This window comes from Streptomyces vilmorinianum (assembly GCF_005517195.1).
In the GTDB taxonomy this organism is placed as follows: domain Bacteria; phylum Actinomycetota; class Actinomycetes; order Streptomycetales; family Streptomycetaceae; genus Streptomyces; species Streptomyces vilmorinianum.
The window spans coordinates 5,022,722-5,040,039 of sequence record NZ_CP040244.1 but is presented as its reverse complement, the minus strand read 5'-3'; the positions used below and the strand labels follow the sequence as shown (position 1 = coordinate 5,040,039).

General features: G+C 67.7%; 6 protein-coding genes and 1 pseudogene. 5 read left to right on the top strand and 2 right to left on the bottom strand.

Annotated elements, in window-relative coordinates; genetic code table 11:
- The first annotated feature begins 304 nt into the window (after positions 1-304).
- The 3 genes from pglW (at position 305) to pglX (ending at position 13,575) form a co-directional block, all read left to right on the top strand.
- Positions 305-4,738: a BREX system serine/threonine kinase PglW gene (gene pglW / locus FDM97_RS23500; protein ID WP_254705730.1), complete on the top strand. Its 4,434-nt coding sequence runs from the start codon at positions 305-307 to the stop codon at positions 4,736-4,738.
- Positions 4,739-4,880: 142 nt separating this feature from the next.
- On the top strand, positions 4,881-9,800 hold the full coding sequence (locus FDM97_RS23495; protein ID WP_137992478.1) for a DUF3320 domain-containing protein: 4,920 nt from the start codon (positions 4,881-4,883) through the stop codon (positions 9,798-9,800).
- Between the two features lie 103 nt (positions 9,801-9,903).
- Positions 9,904-13,575 carry a BREX-2 system adenine-specific DNA-methyltransferase PglX gene (gene pglX, locus FDM97_RS23490; RefSeq protein ID WP_137992477.1) on the top strand — a complete coding sequence of 1,224 codons (3,672 nt, stop codon included), beginning with the start codon at positions 9,904-9,906 and terminating at the stop codon, positions 13,573-13,575.
- Between the two features lie 119 nt (positions 13,576-13,694).
- Here pglX and FDM97_RS23485 read toward each other — a convergent pair whose 3' ends face one another.
- Both FDM97_RS23485 and FDM97_RS23480 read right to left on the bottom strand, forming a co-directional pair.
- Positions 13,695-13,862 (bottom strand): DUF397 domain-containing protein, encoded by a 168-nt coding sequence (locus FDM97_RS23485; protein WP_137992476.1) that lies wholly within the window; start codon positions 13,860-13,862, stop codon positions 13,695-13,697.
- Between the two features lie 7 nt (positions 13,863-13,869).
- Positions 13,870-14,713: pseudogene (locus tag FDM97_RS23480) on the bottom strand (helix-turn-helix domain-containing protein).
- A 257-nt stretch (positions 14,714-14,970) separates the two neighbouring features.
- Between FDM97_RS23480 and FDM97_RS23475 the strand changes: the two are divergent.
- Both FDM97_RS23475 and FDM97_RS23470 read left to right on the top strand, forming a co-directional pair.
- Positions 14,971-15,291 (top strand): ATP-binding protein, encoded by a 321-nt coding sequence (locus FDM97_RS23475; RefSeq protein ID WP_349775401.1) that lies wholly within the window; start codon positions 14,971-14,973, stop codon positions 15,289-15,291.
- An 80-nt stretch (positions 15,292-15,371) separates the two neighbouring features.
- On the top strand, positions 15,372-17,297 hold the full coding sequence (locus FDM97_RS23470) for an ATP-dependent nuclease (protein ID WP_137992475.1): 1,926 nt from the start codon (positions 15,372-15,374) through the stop codon (positions 17,295-17,297).
- Positions 17,298-17,318 lie beyond the last annotated feature (21 nt).

The window sequence follows — 17,318 nt, the reverse complement described above, 5'->3', positions numbered from 1 at the left end:
GCGCAACTCTGTCATCAAAGACGGATGCAGAAAGAGTGGAGGCAGAGGATGAGGGCCCCGGTATGTGTGCGGCTGAGCCTTGATGTGCAGGCATGCGCGCTCTCCTTACGGTGTGGAGGGCTTAGTCCGACTTCGACAGCCCGGTGGATTCCGTAATAGCCCGGAGATCTTAGCACGCTCCGCAGTATCCATGGCCAGAGATTTATGGAACGTGAGCCGCTCGCCGCGCGCATGCGTCAGGGTAGGGTCGGTGACCTGGAGACTTGCGCCGCATGGCGTACGGAATCACCACGGAGGTCGAACCGTGACGGCAGCTGGTACGCCGGCGGCGCCCAAGCCCGGGCCGCCGCGCAAGGGGCGTTGGTTCCAGCCTCGTCGGTCCACCCACACCTGGGAGCAGGAAGGACTCGACCACATCCGGCAGTTGATGCCGACGGCGGAGCCCTATCGTGCCTGGGCCACGTTCTCCTTCACCGCCGCCTCCGGGCGCACCAACGAGTGTGACCTCTTCATCGCGGTCCCGGGCGGTCTCTATCTCCTTGAGCTCAAGGGACACCCCGGCCGCGTCGTCAATCACGGAGACACCTGGCAGTTCCATGCAGACAGGGTGCGCACCCTCAGGAACCCGCTGCATCTGACCGACCTCAAGTGCAAAGAACTGAAGGGCCAGTTGGAGCGTGCTGCCCGGTCGATGGGAGTCGACCCGCGCAGTGTCCCCTTCATCAAGCCCGCGGTCTTCCTCCATGACTCCGGTCTGGTCAGCGGACTCGACGAGTTCCAGCGGATCAACGTCTACGGACGCAACGACGGCGCGAGTGGCCTCGGCAGAATCTGGGACGACCTGCTCGGCAAGCCTCCGGAGCGGGAGAGCTGGCGCATCACCCCGCAGTCCGCCCAACTCCTCGAGCAGTTGATGCAGAAGATCGGCATCAGCCACTCCACCGCCCATCTCCGTTTCGGAGACGACTGGAGGCTCGAGCCGAGTGTGCTCGATGCAGGCCCCGGCTGGGAGGACCGTCTCGCGGTTCGCGTCGACGGCCTTGTCCAGGAGGAAGGCCGGGTCCGGATATACCTCGTCGAGCAGATGGCCGGCGAGGCCGCCAGGCGGGCCGCGGACCGGGCCGCTCGGCGCGAGTACCAGGTGCTGCAGGGCATCACCCATCGAGGTATCGCCCAGGCCGCCCAGATCCACCAGCATCAGGGCGGGCCGGCGATCCTGTTCCGCCACCGCCACTCCGATCTGCGGCTCGACGCCTATCTGGCTGCGTACGGGGGCAAGCTCACCCCAGAGGTCCGGCTCGACCTGGTGCGCCAGCTTGCCGAGGCACTCCGCTACGCCCACAACCGGTCGCTCTATCACCGGGCATTGTCCGCACGCTCGGTGTACGTCTCGGCCAAGGAGGACGGCGCCGACCCTGGCGTGCGCATCACCGACTGGCAGACCGCCGCCCGTGACTTCGAGACCACGTCGATGCGCTCGATCGGAGACACACCGCTCGACGGAGGACTGATTGAAGACTCCGCCCAGGTCTATCTGGCACCGGAGACCGATCAGGAATTCGCTGACCCTGTCGATCTGGACCTCTTCGGGCTTGGCGCCGTCGCCTACCTGATCCTCACGGGAGAGGCGCCCGCACCGCAGCGCAGCGCCCTGATCGAAAGGCTGACCGCCGAGGGCGGACTGCATCCGTACGCCGTGGCCGACGGACTCTCGGACAGCCTTGACGCCCTGATCTACCGGGCCACCCGCGCCGAGGTCGTGGACCGGCTGCCGTCCGCCGACCGCTTCCTCGACCTTCTCGACGAAGCCGAGCAGCAGGCGGCGACTCCGGACCAGCCTGCGACCGTGGAGGCCGATCCCCTGACGGCTGTCCCGGGCCAGCCCGTGGACGAGGTCTGGACGGTCAAGCGGGTACTGGGAACCGGCGCCACCGCGCGGGCCCTGTTGGTCGAGCGAGTGATCGAGGAGCTCGCCGGGCCCGACGACAAGACCATCGTCCAGGAACGAGTCTTCAAGGTCGCGCTCGACCAGGACAAGGACTCCCGGCTGTACGCGGAGGCGAACGCACTCAAGACGGTGGGCGGGGGCCGAATCATCCGGCTGCTCGAGGAGCCGCGAGAGATCGCCGGCCATACCGTTCTGGAGCTCGAGTACGCGGGGGAGACCTCCCTGGGCGCGCGACTGCGCGGCGAAGGACGGCTTACCTACGATCAGTTGGAGCGGTACGGCAACGACCTGTTCATCGCGCTCGACCAGCTTGCCGCCAAGGGTGTTCGCCACCGCGACATCAAGCCGGACAACCTGGGTCTGCACAAGCGCGACGACGGCTCGTGGGAACTGTTGTTGTTCGACTTCTCGCTGGCTGATGCCTCCGAGCGGGACATCACCGCCGGAACCCGCGGCTACCTCGACCCGTTCCTCGGCAGCACCCGTCGCTCGCTCTACGACGATCACGCCGAGCGGTACGCGGCCGCCGTGACGCTGCACGAGATGGCCTCCGGCGAGCGGCCCATCTGGGGAGACGGTCAAAGCGATCCTCGCGTGAGCGAGGACGTGGAACTGTTCGTCGCTGCAGAGCTGTTCGAACCCGGACTGCGTGACGGACTCACCGCGTTCTTCCAGCGGGCCCTGCACCGCGATGTCGACCGTCGCTTCGACACCTTCAAGCAGATGGAGGACGCCTGGCGTCAGGTCTTCCGTGCCGCCGACTCCGCCAAGCCGGCCACCACCCCGGCCACCGTGGGCACCCTGACGGCAACCACGGAGGAAGCCCGGGAGACGGCAGCGGCGGCAGCAGAGTCGACCACAGCCTTGGACGCGGCCGGACTCTCCCCGCGAGCAGTCTCCGTCGCAAACGGGCTGGGCGCGGTGACAGTCGGCGAACTCCTCGACGTTCCTCCACACACCATCGCCCGTGCGCGAGGCGCGGGCACGCTTGTACGCAGGGAACTGAACCGGCGCCACAAGCAGTGGACTGCGATGCTCAAGCGCCCGGCTGTGACGTCGGAGCGCCGCGCAACTCCGCTGGAATCCGAGCTTTCTGCCACCCTGACCGCTGGGCCACAGGACGAAGCACGGCTGACTGCCTCCGAGTCGGTCGACTCCCTGGCGGCCCGACTCGCTCCAGGCCCTGCAAGGAAGGGCAACCTGCGCCCTGAGGTCGTAAGGCTGACTCTGGGGCTGCCCCGTGCCAGGGAGGAGGGAGGCGACCTCTCTCCTCTCGGCCCGTGGCCGCCGCAGACGCTGATCGCCAAGCATCTCGGCAGTAGCCAGCCCACCGTTTCCCGGCACCACGTCGCGGCGATCGAGGAGTGGTCCGCCACGGGGTGGATCACGCACATCCGTGACGAGCTGGTGCAGATTCTCGCCCAGGCGGGCCGTGTGATGACGGTCCAGGAAGCCGCGGCCGAGCTTCGCGTACGTCATGGCGCCGGCGAGGACACCACTGGCCGAACGCTGGCGAAGGCGCTCGCCGTCGTCCGTGCCGCGGCGGACGCCGAGGCACTGCAGCGAGGCAACGAGCGAGACCCGCGCCTCGAAGTGCTGCGCCGGGGGCCCCGCGTTCTTCTCGCCCTCGACTCCCTTCCCGGCACCGACGACCCCACCCCACAGGAGCTGGCCGACTACGCCGCGGCACTCGGTGCCGCCGCCGACCGGATGGCCGCCGAGGACCCACTGCCGGGCCGGGCCACGGTCGTACGGACCCTGCGCGAGGTACCTGCACCGGAGGGCATGACTCCGCTGGCCGACACCCGTCTGGTGGGGCTGGCGGCCGTGGTCTCGCAGGACGCCTCGGCATCGCCGCGCCTGGAGATCTACCCCACGGCGCTCGGCCTGGCCCGTGCCATTCGCATCTCCCAGGCTGTAGCCGGTGTCCGCCGCGAAGTCGGCATCTCCATCGCTGAGCTCATCGCCCGGGTCAAGGCACGCTTCCCCTCCCTGCCCCTACCGGACGCTCCCACGCACATCGAGATCGAGGATGCGCTTGTCGAGGCGGGATTCCCGCTGGAGTACGACACCGTCCGCAAACGCTTCTTCCCTGCGGCGGTCGAGGGGGCGCGCTGGACCAGCTCCACCTACACGCGTACGAGCGTGCTCGTCGCGGAAGCGCGTTCGGCGGTGGCCGCGGGCCGCGATCCGCAGGCCGTTGTGCGCGCCAGACTGACTGCGTCTGCCGAGCGCGGAGGCTTTCTCGCCCTCACGCTCAAGGGGGCGGCGCTGCCCGGCACGGCGGAAGCTCTGGCAGCGGAGTTCGGTGTGACTCCTGTTGATTTCAACGCCGAGTTCCTTGCGGTCTTCCGGGCACTGGCCGAAGAGCTGGGGACCGACTGGTCCAAGGTCCTGCGTGCGGATGCCGCCTTCACCAACGGTGGCGAGCTGAAGCCCGGCCTGCGCTCCTACGTGCAGCGGGTCACGGATCGACTGTCGGAGCAGTTCACCACACGCGCCGAGGAAGCCGGCCCCAGGGCGGTGCTCTTCTTCCACAACGCAAGCCTGTTGGCACGCTACTTCGACGGCGGCGGACACGACCTGTTGGTGAACCTCCAGCAGGCTGCGCGGCGCCCGGCGCAGCTCCCGCATGGGCTGTGGTGGCTTTGCCCCATGGAGGATCCGAAGCAGACGCCGTCGTTGGACGGACGCACGGTCGAAGTGGTCGACCGGGCCACCGAGTGGACGGTGCTCGACCCGCTGTTCCTGAAGGCACTCAAGAAGGGGGGCGCGGGCGACGCACGCTGAAGGTGCGTGTGGACGACAACAGGTTCATATCGAGTTGTGGATCTCCAGCGTGTTGGTGGATGCGGACTGATAAGCAGATATCTCCAGGGGGGTCTGGGAGTGTGGGCACCCCTGTGCGCTCTGCTCAGGAGGTACACCCCATATGCCCCATCAGCCCCAGACCGCGCGTACCGCTGCAAGCGACCCCGGTCTCGACCGGCTGAAGGCCGTGCTGGAAGGCTGGCGCCACTCGCTTCTCGACCTGAGTGGACGCAACCGGCTGCTGAACTTCCGTCATACGAGGACAGCGACGCTGGAGTTCGCATCACCCAGCCCTGCGACCCTCCTGAACGGACTCGCCGGGGGCTGGGACTTCGCCCCGGTCGAGTCGGACTCCGCAGAATCCGAGGATGACGGCATCGAGGTGCCGGCGCAGGGGCGCCAGACCGGCGTGGTGACCCAGAAGCCCACGCAAGCGGCGCTCGACAGTGCCCTGTACCACCTTCGGCAGAAGTCCGGCCAGACGTTCAACGACTACGGTCTGTGGGTGCTGTGGCTGGGCGTCGGCATGCTGGACTGGCGCGAAGCCGGGGCCGAAGAGGGCAGCTCCGCGCCGCTACTGCTCGTGCCGGTGGAGCTGCGCCGGGACAAGGACCGTCGCTACCGCCTCCACCCGGCCGACGGCCAGGACCGCATGCACAACCCCGCTCTCGCGGTGAAGCTCGAGCGTCTGGGAATCGACTGGAGCCGCGTCACCGGCACCGACGTCACCGACCTCTCCGCGGTGATCTCCGCGGCGCGCTCGGCCGCAGCCGGCCAAGCGGGCTGGAAGGTTCACGAGCGCGTGGTGCTCGGACTGTTCACCTCGCACCGGGAGGCCATGTACCAGGACCTTCAGCAGAACGAGGGTCGCATCCTCGGCCATCCGCTGGTGAGGGCCGTCGCCCTCGGTCCCGACGCGGGCCTGCCCGACAATCTCATCGGGTTCGAGCCTCCGGAGCTCGACAGAATCGACGAAATCCAGTTGCCCGAAGAGACGCCGCTCGTCCTCGACGCGGATGCCTCTCAACGGCAGTGCATCGCGGCCTCGCTCGACGGCCGTTCCTTCGTGGTGAGCGGCCCTCCCGGCACAGGCAAGAGCCAGACCATCACCAACATGATCGCCGCACTCATGCACGCGGGCCGCAGCGTGCTGTTCGTCAGCGAGAAGGCCGCGGCCCTCGATGTCGTACGCAACCGTCTGCGCAGCGTGGGCCTCGGCGACTTCGTCATGGCATTGCACAGCGGTGACACGAGCAAGAAGGCAGTGGCCACCGAACTCGCCCGGGTACTGACCACCGAAGCCCGAGCCACGGGCGCGGCCGACCACGAGCTGAAGCAGGCCCGTAAGCTGCGCGAAGAGCTTTCCGCCTACGCAGCGGCCATGAACCAGACCCGCGACCCTCTGCACCGCAGTCTGCACGACGTCCTGGGGCGACTGATCCAGCTGGAGATGGCCGGGACCCCGCAGCTGCCGCTGTCCGCACAGAGCGCCCGGACCATCGACAGGTTGAGCGCCGACGCGCTGCAGGAACTCGCCTCCGCCGCCGAAGCCATCAGCCGTGCCTGGCGACCGGCCGCGGAGGGGGATTCCTTCCCGTGGCGGGGGCTCGTCGGAAGCTCGGCATCCTCCGTGCTCTCCGAGGCTGCCGACGCCCTCGATGCCGTACGGACCGCGGCGTCACGTCGCCCGTTCGCCACGACACAGGACGAACCGGCCTCGGCACGCGAACTCCAGCAGATCGTACGAGCACTGCGGGACGGGCTTCCTGGGCAGGAGGGTGCGGCGGACGGAAGCCTGCCCGAGGACGTCTCCGACCAGCTTGCGCAGCTCGCGGATCTCTTCGGCGTACCGAAGCCGGATGGAGCCGAGGCCGCTTTCGCTCTCTGCGAGCTCGCCGACCTCACGAAGGCCTCCCATCGTCCGGCGCCGGGGTGGTTCGACGATGGCGTACGGAGCGCAGTGCACAGGGCCGCACAGGAACTGCGTCAGGCACTGAACGCCGAGGCCGAGGCGCGGGCGGCAGCGGAGGACGTCTTCGGCGAGCAGGTTCTGAGCGCTGTCGAACTGCCGGAACTCGTGGCCCGATTCGCCGATCAGCACAGCGGACTGCTGGCCCGATTCTCGGCCCAGTTCAAGGCCGACCGGGCCGCGGTGGCGGCACTGACACGCAGCGGAGCTTGGCACAAGACGCTCCCGGGCAGACTCGGACAGGCACTCAGCTGGCGTCACGCGGCACAGGAGGTACAGCGTCTCGCCGATGAGCACGCCGCCCTCCTCGGACGCTGGACACCGCGAACCCGGGAGGAGGCCGAGGACCTCCGCCGGGCCCTGGTGACAGCCGACCGTATCGCCGAACTGAGCAGCGGGGCCGCCCGACGCGAGCGGCTGACCGGCCAGCTGGCGGACGGATCCGACACCGACCCGTTGCCGGCGCTCCTGGCCGCGAACGTACGGAGCGCTCTGGCCACGTGGTGCACGATGGCGAGCCGCCGCGCCGAACGCTGGTCCGCATCCGTGACCGCACTCCTCGACCTCTTCGACGCGGCCAGGGGTGCCCAGCTCTCCCCGTCCCTGCTGGGCGGCTTCGACCAGGCGCACCAGCTCATCGATGTACTCCTCGCCGATCCGCATGGCCCGGAGGAATGGCAGGCGTACAGGGACGGTGTTGCCGTCCTCGCCCGCCATAACGCCGACGACCTTGTGGCGAACGCGGCCGAGCGAGGCATCGACCCGCAGCAGTTGCCCGACATCGTCGAGCAAGCGCTGCTCCGCTCCTGGGCCGACGGTGCCCTGGCGAGCGACGGCCGGCTCCGCGCCACACGCACCGAGGACCTCGACGCCCGGGTGGCAGACTTCCGCGCGGCAGACCGGCGTCTGATCGCGGCAGCAGGCGGAGCGGTGATCGAGCAGTGCAACAGGCGGCGCCCGCGCAACCTCGGTGGTGGCGGCAGCGCCGTCATCAAGCGTGAGGCGGAGAAGAAGACCCGGCACATGCCGGTGCGCGAGCTCCTGGGGCGCACGCGCGAGGTTGTTCAGTCGATCAAGCCCTGCTTTATGATGAGCCCGCTGACCGTCAGTCAGCATCTTCCTGCGGACTACACATTCGACGTCGTCATCTTCGACGAGGCGTCGCAGGTTCGCCCCAGCGACGCCATCAACTGCATTTACCGGGGGCGCAGCCTGATCGTCGCGGGAGACGACAAGCAGCTGCCGCCGACCTCGTTCTTCGACTCCTCGGTCGAGGACGAATCGGACGAGTACGCGGAGGACGTACCCGACTCGTTCGAGTCCCTGCTGCACGCCTGCAAGGCCGGGGCCATGCGGGAACTGTCCTTGCGCTGGCACTACCGCAGCCGTCACGAGAACCTGATCACCTTCAGCAACCGTGAGTTCTACGGGAACTCGATGGTGACTTTCCCCGGCTCGCTGGACAAGGGCAACGACGTCGGCGTCGCGTTCTTCGGAGCGGACGGCGTGTACGACAAAGGCAGCCGCCGCGACAACCGCGTCGAAGCGGACTTCGTCGCCACACGGGTCATGCATCACTTCGACACCCGCCCCGGCAAGACGCTCGGTGTCGTCGCCCTGTCCCAGGCGCAGGCCTCGGCCATCGACCAGGCCGTCCAGCAGGCCCGCCTCTCGCGCCCCGACCTGGAACACTGCTTCACGGAGGACCGTCTCGACGGCTTCTTCGTGAAGAACCTCGAATCGGTCCAGGGCGACGAGCGCGACGTGATGATCATGTCCGTCGGCTACGGCCCCGACGAGCACGGAACGCTTGGACTGAACTTCGGCCCGATCAACAAGGTCGGCGGCTGGCGCCGTCTGAACGTGGCGGTGACCCGTGCCCGCTACCGCATGGAGGTCGTGGCCTCCTTCCGCGGTACGCAGCTCAGGGACAGCGCCAATGTGAGCGTCCAGCACCTGAAGCGGTACCTGGAGTACGCGGAGCAGGGCCCTGCGGTCCTGGCCCGCGACGTCGTCCAGGCGGATGCGGAGCCGGACAGCCCCTTCGAGGAGTCCGTCCTCGAGGTGCTCCGCGGCTGGGGCTACCAGGTCCAGCCCCAGGTCGGCGTCGCCGGCTACCGCATCGACCTCGGCCTGCGCCACCCCGAGCTGCCGGGCGCGTACGCGCTGGGCATCGAGTGCGACGGCGCGATGTATCACTCCTCCAAGACCGCGCGCGATCGCGACCGGCTGCGGGAGCAGGTGCTCAATGGGCTGGGGTGGCGGCTCTACCGGATCTGGGGGACGGACTGGTACCGGGGGCGGGCGGCAGCAGAGCTGCGGCTGAGGGAGGCCGTCGAGCAGGCGATTGCGCAGGGACCGCTGGCTGCGTCGGCACCCAAGCCGACGCCGGTTGCCGGGGCGGGTGCCAGTGCGGCGGCCCACGAAGGTGGACGGGTAGTGACGGTGCCTGTCGGTGAGCCTCAGGTCGAGATCGAGTACGAGCGCGTACCGGTCGACACGGAGGTGGAGCGCGAGTGGGCCGCTCCGTACCGCCCGAGTCGGCTGACCGTGAGTTCCAGGTACGAGATGCACACGGCGGAGGCACGGCCGGCCCTGCGCAAGGTACTGGCGCAGATCATCGAGGCCGAGGGTCCGGTCCACCTGGACCTGCTGGTCCTGCGGGCGCGCGAGGCGTGGGGCGTGGGACGGGCGGGGAGCCGTATCCGGGACAACGTGGCCACGGTGGCGAGAGCCCTGGTGGGGGCGGGCCTTGCCACGTCCGACGGCGCCTTCTGCGACGCCACGGGGCGGGGCGGCCAGTACACACTGAAGGCGCGTCATCCTGAAGCTGGGGACGCACCGCGCAAGGTGACGTACATCGCCCCGGCGGAGCGACAGCTTGCGCTGTACGAGATTGCTGTGGAATGCCCCGGTATGTCGGAGGAGGAGCTGATCAAGCAGGTGTGCGACTTCTTCGGCTGGCGCCGGATGGGCAGCGAGATCCGCGAGTACCTCAAGGCGGACATCGCGGAGCTCTATCGGCAGCGCAGGCTCGAGGGCGGCCCGGAGCGGGTCGGCGCGGTCCGCTGAAGGCCGGGGCGGGACAGGTCTGGACATTCCTCCTGAGCTGGCAGGATGGACGGGCTGTAGGTAGGGGACGGGTTGTGGGTTACGGAGAGAAAGGCGCCGCCTCGTGGACAAGGCCGCACTGCTGAAGGACCTGCGCAAGCAGGTCACCGCGCTGGAGGACGACCTGCGGGCGCGGACGGACTCGGAGGACGAGTTCCGTGTGGCGCTCGAGCGCGAGTACGCGGCGGCGCGGGAGGCTCAGCGTACAGCCGCCACATACGGAGCGTGGCGGGACGAACGCGTGACGCAAGCGGCAGCGGCGTGGGCGCTCGCGACGGTGTTCGTCCGCTTCTGCGAGGACAACGGGCTCATCGCCGACCCGTACATCGCGGGCCCGGGCGAGCGGCTGGCAGACGCGGAGGACAGGCAGGCGGCGTTCTTCCGGGAACGTCCGGAGCTGAACGACCGGGACTGGCTGGTCGCCGGTTTCGAGGCGCTGGCCGACTCGCACGAGGCGGTGGCGGGGCTCTTCGACCGGGGGCACAACCCGCTGTGGGAGCTGACTCCGTCGTACGAGGCGGCGACGCGGCTGCTCGGGTTCTGGCGTGAGCGGGGCGCGGACGCCGAGATCGTTCATTCGTTTGTGGACGAGGACCTGGACACGCGGTTCCTGGGTGACCTGTACCAGGACCTGAGCGAGCACGCGCGGAAGACGTACGCGCTGCTGCAGACGCCGGAGTTCGTGGAGGAGTTCATCCTCGACCTGACGCTGGAGCCGGCGGTCGAGGAGTTCGGCCTCGACCCGGTGTGGAAGCACACGCCGAAGGGCTGGCAGGGGACTGATCCTGTTGCACGAGGGCTGCGGTGCATCGACCCGGCGTGCGGGTCGGGCCACTTCCTGCTGGGCATGTTCGGCCGCCTGCTGGAGAAGTGGCGGGCGGCGGAGCCGGGCACGGACGACTGGGAGCTGGTGCGGCGGTCGTTGGAGTCCGTGCACGGCTGCGACAAGAACCCGTTCGCGGTGGCGATCGCGCGGTTCCGGTTGTTGGTTGCGGCGCTGAAGGCTTGCGGGGAGCGGCGGCTGGCGGCGGCGCCTGCGTTTCCGATCAATGTGGCGGTGGGGGACTCGCTGCTGCATGGGCGGGGGGCGGAGTCCGTTACGGAGACCCTGGACACGTTGTTTGGGGGCGGGGACGAGGGGATGTTCGCGTACCGCACGGAGGACGTGGGGGAGTACGCGGAGCGGGTGGATTTGCTGGGGCGGGGGACGTACCACGTGGTGGTGGCGAATCCGCCGTACATCACCGTGAAGGACAAGCAGGAGAACGAGAATTATAAGAAGGCGTACGACGCGTGCTATCGGCAGTACGCGCTGTCTGTGCCGTTCGCTCAGCGGATCTTTGAGCTGGCGGTACGGGCGGGGGGTGATCGACGTGACGGCGGTTTCACGGGTCAGATCACAGCAAACTCCTTCATGAAGAGAGAGTTCGGGAAAAAGCTGGTTGAGGAGTTCTTCCCGAAGGTCGATCTGACGCACGTTATCGATACCTCAGGAGCCTACATCCCGGGTCATGGGACACCTACGGCGATTCTCGCTGGACGAAACCGTAACGGGTTGATGGTGGATCGGGTTCGGGCGATTCTTGGGGTGCGAGGGGAGTCGACTCAGCCCAAAGACCCGGCGGCGGCGCCTGTTTGGTCGGCAATTGTTGATCAGATCGATACGTGCAGCAGCGAGTCTGAGTGGGTAACTGCTGCTGACCTACTACGAGCAGATTTCTCAACGCACCCCTGGTCGCTTGCGGGCGGCGGAGCCTCGGAGGTTTTGTCCCTGCTGTCTGAGAGAGGGAGCCGACTGAGCAGCTCTATTGTCCGAATCGGGTTCTACGGTGACAGTCATGCGGATGAGGCGTTCACTCTGCCAGCCTTCGGGCCGCTCGGTCGAAGGGCCACGGACCTACGGGCGCGTGTTAGCCATCGTGGAGACCAGACCCGCGACTGGGGCTTCAAGGCGCACGACCTTTCCGTCATGCCGTATTCGGAAGAGAAAGACCTCCTTGTCGAGGAGCAGTTGGGTAGCTTCTTTATCAAGCACTTCTGGCCGCTGCGCACCGAATTGTGGATGCGAGGGACATTCGGCGGCAGTAACTATCGTGCTGACGGGCGTCACTGGTGGGAGTGGCATCAGCTTCCGAGGGATGAAGGATCCCATTCGTGGGCTATTCCTTTTGCTTTCGTTTCCACGCATAACTACTTCGTGCTCGAGCGGAACGGGGATATTCTGAATCGCTCCGCGCCAGTGATCAAGCTACCGACGGGGGCGACGGAGGAGCAGCACCTGGAGCTTTTGGGTGTGCTGAACTCGTCGACGGCTTGCTTCTGGCTTAAGCAGGTGAGCCATAGCAAGGGTCGGCCCGGTGCGGAGCGCGCAGATGCTGGTGAGCGTTGGGAGTTTCGATACGAGTTTACGGGGACCAAGTTGCAGGAGTTCCCGCTGCCAGCCGAGCTTCCCCTGGAACTTGGCCGTGTCCTTGATTCCCTTGCCCAGGAGTTGGCCACTCATGAGCCCTCCGCCGTGGCCCCCGGTGGGCCCACCCGCGCCGGGTTCGACAATGACCGCGGCGAGCAAGCGTCTATCCGTGCGCGGATGATTGCGATTCAAGAGGAGCTGGACTGGACGGTCTACGGCGCCTACAGCCTGCTCACCCCCGACGAAGTGACCCGCACAACTCTGACCAGCGCCGCTGGCGTACCCGAAGTCGCTCTTGGGGAGCGCGCATTCGAGATCGTGCTCGCTCGGAAGGTGGCGGCGGGCGAGGTAGAGACCGCCTGGTTTGAGCGGCACGGATCCACCCCGATCACCGAGATCCCCACTCACTGGCCCGACGAATACAAGGTCGTCGTCCAGGCCCGGATCGACATCATCAACTCCCGCAAGGACATCGCTCTCATCGAGCGCCCCGAATGCAAGCGCCGCTGGGGCTCCGACCCCTGGGAGAAGAAGGAGAAGGAAGCCCTCCGCACCTGGCTGCTCGACCGGTGCGAGGGCGAGGACCTCTGGTTCGCCCTCCGGGACGGGTTCCGCGCGCCCCGGACGCTCACCGTCTCCCAACTCGCTGACTCCCTCCGGCAGGACGCCGACGTGCGGGCCGTCGCCGAGCTGTACGCCGCCGATCACATGGGCAAGCGCGACGCCACCCTCGCGACCGTTCTCGCGGACGTGATCGCCAGCGAGCACGTCCCGTACCTCGCCGCCCTGCGCTACAAGGACTCCGGCCTGCGCAAGCGGGAGCAGTGGGAGCAGGTCTGGGACCTCCAGCGCGAGGAGGACAAGACCGGCGAGCGGCTCAACATCCCCGTGCCGCCGAAGTACGCCTCCGCCGACTTCCTCAAGCCGTCGTACTGGTCGCACCGCGGCAAGCTGGACGTCCCCAAGGAGCGGTTCATCTCTTACCCGGACGCGTCGCCCGACTCCGACCCGACCGTCCTGCTCGGCTGGGCCGGTTGGGATCACAAGGATCAGGTGCAGGCGCTGGTCAACCTGATCAATGACCGTACCGAGCAGGCTGGTTGGGACACCCCGCGACTCACCCCGCTCATCGCAGGCATCCAGGAGCTGATGCCCTGGGTCCACCAGTGGCACGGCGAACACGATGAGGAGTGGGGCGGCACGCCCTCCGAGGAGTACCAGGCGTACCTGGACGAGCAGCGCGCCAAGCATGGACTCTCGGCGGAGGACCTCACGGACTGGCGCCCGGAGAAGAAGACACGCGGTCGGGCGAAGAAGGCCGACTGAGGTCCGCGTACAGCCGCGTACAGACGAGGGCGCCCCGCCGACGGACCATTCCGTTGGCGGGGCGCCCTCGTGGTCAGGCTCAGCTCCGCGCGGCGAACCCCGCGAAGGCAGCCCATCCTTCAGGGGCCCAGGGACAGAACAGGCCCCGCCGTGTCTTTCGAGTCTCGGACGTGGACCGTGCCGGGGCTCGTCGCGACCTCTACGCAGTCGCCGCCTTCGGCACCGCTGTAGCTGCTCTTGAACCAAGCCAGTGCGGCAGCGGAATCACTGGTCACTTCGACGTTCATACCTCTCTCAGCAACTTCTGATGAAGGCCAGCGACTCACGAGGGACCTGCGCTCGGCTGATCCCATAACGAGCCGCGAGAGCACGGACCTCTTCTCGATCGGTCACCAGCGTGCTCTTGCCCTGCGCCTCCATGTAACCGACCTGATCACCACCCCGCCGGGTGAGCACGGTGAACGGCCCGTCCACGCCCGCGTTGTCCTCGAGATCCTGCGGCCTGATCTGGATCTCGACGTTTCGTTCCTCGCCGATGAGGAGGAGCAGCTCGAGCTGGCCACGCCGCACAGCTTTGCCGCCAAGGCGACGCCTGAGGACGTACTCCTCCATGACGAAGCTGAGCAGAGGCGCCGGCCGTCTATTGAAGATCTCCTGGCGAGCCAGCCGTGCGGCAACTCGCTGCTCGATCGTCTCTTCGTCCAGGAGCGGTCGACGCATGCGCAGGAGTGCGCGGGTGTGGTCCTCGGTCTGCAAGAGCCCCTTTACGACGTGGGTGTCGTACGCGCACAGCTCGACGGCCTCCGCCTCCAACCGCGCCGCATTCCGGAAGAACGCCGGATACTGCGCCCGCGCCACCTCCTCCTTGCTCGCCTTCAGCTCCCCGCCCGCACCCACCACCTCGTCCGCCTTGTCGATGAACTTTGGTGACGGAATCCGCCTCCCCTGTTCGAACGACGCGATTGTCGATGCCGAGTACCCGGTCCGCGCCCCCCAGCTCCGACCGTTCCATCCCCGCCCTCACCCGGCGCAGCTTCAACTGCTGCCCGAAGACGTGCAGGATGCCCGATCCGGAGTCGCCTCCACCCCCCGACCCTCCCGTACTCCGGTCACGGTTCGCGCCACGTACACCGCGCACACCGACACGTAAAGCCCGTACCCGTCAGTGCGTCACTCCTGGTCAAAGGTACGCACGCTCCGCAACCGTTCTCCTCATGAACCGAGCAATTACTCCTCCCGTGGTGGAACAACAACACCCGACCACCCCCTATGAGTTAGCCATGCAGTTCACCTCCGCCCCATGCGGCGCCCGGCTCGCACGTCGGCTCGTCTCGCACCGGCTCGACGGCTGGGGCCACCCCTTCACCTCCACCCCCAACGAGACCGTCACCCCTCATCGCGGCCGAGCTCACCGCCAACGCCGTTCGCCACGGTCATGTCCCCGGCCGGGACTTTCGGCTCCGTCTCCTCCTCGCTGCCAACACGCTCCGCATCGAGGTCATCGACACCCGCACCGAGAGGCAGCCCACGACCGACACCACCCGCACCCCGCCGTCCAGCGAAGAGTCGGGCCGCAGGCTGTACGTCGTCGCGCGAATCGCCGACAGCATCGGCTATGCGCTGCGCGCCGGCGCCCCGGAAAGACCGTCCGGGCGGAACTCGATTTGCCGGCACCGCCACCACCCAGTGCTTTCCGGTAAAGGCAAAAAGATCTGATGCGTTGTCACCCATCTCGCTAGCCTTGTTCCGTCACAGCGGGCCCAACTGGCCCGCCCGCACCACGTTTCAGGACGACCGTGAAGATCAAGCGCGTACGCATTGAGAACTTCTGCTGCCTGCACAAGGTGGACATCGCCTTCGACGAGATCACCTCGTTCATCGGCCCGACCGGCGTCGGCAAGTCCACCGTGCTCCGCGCACTCGATTGGTTCTTCAACGGCGAAAAGTCGGTCGCGCTCACCACCGACGACGTCCACTCGGCGGTGGCCGAGGGCGGTGAGCGTATCTCCGTCGAGGTCGAGTTCGACGGACTGACCGACTTCGACCGCGACGCCCTCGGTCGGTACGCCCCCGACGACGCCACCACCGTCAGCATCTGGCGAACCTGGGACAACGGCGACGACAAGATCACCGGTAAGGCCCTCGCGTATGCGCCTTTCGAGGAGATCCGGGGCGTGCCCGGCGGTGCGATGCCGAAGCGCAGGGCGTACAACGACCTTCAGGAGAGCACCCCTAGGCTCGGACTGCCGAAGGTCGGCAGCGAGAAGGCGATGAACGACGCCATGCTCGCCTGGGAGCGAGCCCACCGGAACCAGCTCACCGAGGCCGAGGTCGAGGACACTCACTTCTTCGGGTTCGCCGGGCAGAGCAAGCTCGCCCAACTGATCGACTTCGTCTTCGTCTCCGCGGACCTTCGCGCGTATGAGGAGGCGGACGACCAGAAGGCCTCTGCCATCGCCCGCATCCTCGACCATGCCGTCGACCGCACCGAGGCCGATGCTCAGCTCGGCGAGATTGAGGAGAACGCCCAGCTCGCCCGTCAGGCGGTCCACGACAACGTCTACGGGCCCGCCCTGAAGGACATCTCCGCTGCTCTCTCCGCCGAGGTCGCCAAGCTCACCACCGGGCGGCAGGTGATCGTGACCCCGGCCGTTCGGGCGCCGAGGCCGGCCAAGACCGCGTTCCAGGTCAGCATCAAGGACGGGGCCGCCGAGACCTCCGTATACCGGCAGGGGCACGGCTTCCAGCGGGCGCTGATCATCGCGGCGCTGAAGTACCTCGCGGATCGCCGGCGGCCGGAGGGTGGGACACGGACGCTGTGTCTGGCGGTCGAGGAGCCGGAGCTGTTCCAGCATCCGCCGCAGGCACGGACGTTCGCGAAGGTGCTCCGCGAGCTGGTGACCTCGTCTCCCGAGGGGCGTACGCAAGTGATGTACGCGACGCACAGCCCGGTCTTCATCGACCCGGTCGGCTACCACCAGGTCCGTCGGCTCACCCGCGACGCCGGGACCGAGCATCCGGTCACCCGAGTGAGGCAGGTGACGGAGGACGAGCTGTGCCGGTCGCTGGAGGGGCTGGTGAAGGAGGACGCGGTCCGGCGGCGTACTGGGGTCGCGATGGCAGGCTCGCTCGCGGAGGCGTTCTTCGCCCACGCGGCGGTGCTGGACGAGGGAACGACGGACGGCGCGCTGCTCGAGGGCTGTGCGGAGCGGAACGGGATCAACCTCGGGGCCGAGGGCATCACCTTCGTCGACGTGACCGGCAGGGACAACCTCCTGCTCAGCCACGCGATCCTCTCGGCGATGGGCGTGCCCTGTCATGTGGTCTTCGACGGTGACGCGCGCATGGAGGACCGTAAGCGCGAGTCGGTTCGGCACCTTGCGGTGGAGAAGCGGAGGGAGAAGGAGGCCGCCTTCGAGCAGCAAGCGCGCAAGATCTCGGGGAGCAACGCCGACCTGCTCGGCTACCTGGGGGAGTCCCGGTCACCGTGGCCGGGAACGGGTTCGGCCGACACGCACACGGTGTTCGAGGACAACCTGGAGACGTATCTCGGGGAGAGTTGGCACTCCTGGGGAGAGCGGAAGCAGCAACTGATCGACGCGGGCGAGGGTGCGTCGGACAAGAACGCGGCCACGTATCGGGAGGCGGCCCGCACTGCTGTGACGGACCCGCCGTACGTGCTCCAGGCGATGCTGGAGAACGTCAGGGGGATGGTCGGCTGACGCCTGGGCTCACTCGGCGTC

Excerpts from the sequence above, each read along its gene's own strand:
- FDM97_RS23485 (WP_137992476.1), bottom strand. The coding sequence starts at position 13,862 with ATGAACGTCGAAGTGACCAGTGATTCCGCTGCCGCACTGGCTTGGTTC.
- FDM97_RS23495 (WP_137992478.1), top strand. The coding sequence starts at position 4,881 with ATGCCCCATCAGCCCCAGACCGCGCGTACCGCTGCAAGCGACCCCGGT.